Below are 1753 nucleotides of genomic sequence, written 5' to 3'. Positions count from 1 at the left end.
GTCGTTTTCTGGGTGAACAGCGATAAGTGTTGGTACACCGAAGCCACGTTTGTACTCTTCGCGAACTTCAGAGCCTGGACACTTAGGTGCAACCATTACTACAGTAAGGTCAGCACGTAATTGCATGCCTTCTTCCACAACGTTGAAGCCGTGAGAGTAACCAAGAGCAGCGCCTTGCTTCATTAGAGGCATTACTGTTTCAACAACGTTTGTGTGTTGCTTATCAGGAGTAAGGTTGATTACTAGGTCTGCTTGAGGGATTAGCGTTTCGTAGCTACCCACAACAAAGCCGTTTTCATCAGCATTTTTGAATGATTGACGCTTTTCATCAATTGCCGCTTGGCGTAGAGCGTAAGATACGTCTAGACCAGAATCACGCATATTTAGACCTTGGTTTAGGCCTTGAGCACCACAACCAACAATTACGATTTTCTTACCTTCAAGGTATTCAGCTTCTGTCGCGAATTCTTCACGATCCATAAAGCGGCAACGACCTAATTGGTCTAGTTGTTCACGAAGGTTTAATGTATTGAAATAGTTAGCCATTCTAGGGCACTCCTTTAAAAATAAGTCCGTAAGGTCGATATCTCTCTATCGAATGACTTCATACTAAAACAGACACTCCGTTGCTGAAAGTGATATATTCACAATTAGTTATTGCAATAAATGCAACATGGAAACGATCGCAGAACATGAACATAAAATCTCTACAATTATTTATACATTTATGCGACAGCAAGAGTTTCAGCAAAACCGCTGCTGTTATGCACGTCAGTCCTTCAGCGCTGAGCCGTCAGATACAAAAGCTTGAAGAGGAAACAGGACAAGAACTGCTAATCAGAGACAACCGCAGTGTTGATCTTACCCCAGCAGGAAAACACCTATTGCCTGTAGCATTGAGCATCGTGGGAGAGTGGCAGCAATATAACCTTCACCTGAAGGGCGGAGAGCAAGAACTTAAAGGTGAGATCCGTATATTTTGTTCAGTAACGGCTAGCTACAGTCACCTACCTGAACTCATAACCGAATTTAGGGCTATTCATCCGTATATTGAATTTAAGCTCTCTACTGGTGATCCAGCTCAATCCATCGACAAGATCTTAAACGATGAAGCGGATATCGCGATTTCAGCAAAGCCAGACATCCTTCCTTCAAGGTTAGAATTCGAAACCATCAGCGATATTCCACTGTCAGTCATCATTCCATCTGGTGTGAGTAGCTTTAGCCAACAACTGCAATCCGATAAGCCAAACTGGAATGAAGTGCCCTTTATCATCCCAGAAGCAGGAACAGCGCGTGAACGAGCCAATGCATGGTTTAAAAAGATGAAGATAAAACCCAACATATACGCGCAAGTTTCTGGCCATGAGGCGATTGTAAGTATGGTGGCACTAGGATGTGGAGTTGGCATCGCACCTGATGTGGTCATAAACAACAGTCCAGTAAGAGATAAAGTTAGCCGCTTAAAGATAGAACCTATCAAGCCATTTGAGTTAGGCGTATGTTGTAAGCGAGCACAGCTAGATAACCCTCTAATTCGAGCGTTCTGGCAAGTTGCAGAAGGGAAATATTTAGCGGACTAGTCGTCATTGTTTTAAATACAAAAAAGGGAAGAGCACGTCAGTGCCCTTCCCCTTTTATTTATGTATATCGCAGATAAGAAAAAAGCCCGCTGATTTCTCAGCGGGCTTTCTAATGGTGGTGGAGGGATAGGGATTTGAACCCTAGAACCGCTATTAACGGTTGCCGGTTT

General features: G+C 43.5%; 2 protein-coding genes. One reads left to right on the top strand and one right to left on the bottom strand.

The genetic code is table 11. From position 1 onward, the window contains the following. On the bottom strand, positions 1–546 hold a 546-nt coding region (locus AB6E52_RS22955), incomplete at its 3' end, for an NAD(P)-dependent oxidoreductase (protein ID WP_372189989.1). 146 nt (positions 547–692) lie between these two features. Between AB6E52_RS22955 and ilvY the strand changes: the two genes are divergently transcribed. Continuing rightward, positions 693–1583, top strand: coding sequence for an HTH-type transcriptional activator IlvY (gene ilvY / locus AB6E52_RS22950; RefSeq protein WP_372134514.1), 891 nt, complete (start codon positions 693–695; stop codon positions 1581–1583). The last annotated feature ends 170 nt before the right edge of the window (positions 1584–1753 follow it).

Source organism: Vibrio sp. 10N.247.311.13, assembly GCF_041467595.1.
Taxonomy (GTDB): Bacteria; Pseudomonadota; Gammaproteobacteria; order Enterobacterales; family Vibrionaceae; genus Vibrio; species Vibrio crassostreae_C.
Note: the sequence above shows the minus strand (reverse complement) of the source record. Positions and strands in the feature narration are given on the sequence as shown.